Origin of the sequence: Sphingobium soli (assembly GCF_020782245.1) — a bacterium.
In the GTDB taxonomy this organism is placed as follows: domain Bacteria; phylum Pseudomonadota; class Alphaproteobacteria; order Sphingomonadales; family Sphingomonadaceae; genus Sphingobium; species Sphingobium soli.
The window spans coordinates 1-614 of sequence record NZ_JAJGNP010000050.1 but is presented as its reverse complement, the minus strand read 5'-3'; the positions used below and the strand labels follow the sequence as shown (position 1 = coordinate 614).

The 614-nt window shown below is 61.7% G+C and carries 1 protein-coding gene; it reads left to right on the top strand.

Going from position 1 to position 614, the window contains the following annotated elements; all coding sequences use genetic code 11:
* Positions 1-614 (top strand): IS3 family transposase (locus LL253_RS19685; RefSeq protein WP_228228206.1); only part of this gene is annotated, 614 nt, incomplete at both ends.

Genomic DNA, 614 nt, shown 5'->3' with positions numbered 1-614 from the left:
TTTTTGGCCGGCGCGCTCGGGAAGGCCGGTCTGTTGCCGAGCGCAAAGCGATGATCGATCGTTCGCACAGTCTGCCGCTGTCGCGGCAGGTGCGGGAACTGGGGATCAGCCGGGGCAGCGTCTATTATCTGCCCAGGCCGGTTCCGGTGGCTGATCTGGCGATCATGCGGCGCATCGACGAACTGCACCTGGAATTTCCGTTCGCGGGCAGTCGAATGCTGCGCGATCTGCTGCGGCAGGAAGGGATCGAGATCGGCCGCCAGCATGTGGCCACGCTGATGAAGAAGATGGCGATCGAGGCGATTTACCGTCGTCCGAACACATCGAAGCCGACGCCAGGGCACAAGGTTTACCCCTATCTGCTGCGCAAACTGCCGATCGTGCGGCCCAACCAGGTCTGGGCGACTGACATCAGCTACATCCCGATGACGAGGGGGTTCGTCTATCTCGTGGCCATCGTGGATTGGTTCAGCCGCAAGGTCCTGGCCTGGCGTGTGTCGATCACGATGGAGGCCGACTTCTGCGTCGAGGCGCTGGAGGAAGCCCTGGCGCGCTACGGCAAGCCCGAGATTTTCAATACGGATCAAGGCAGTCAATTCACCAGTCACGCCTTC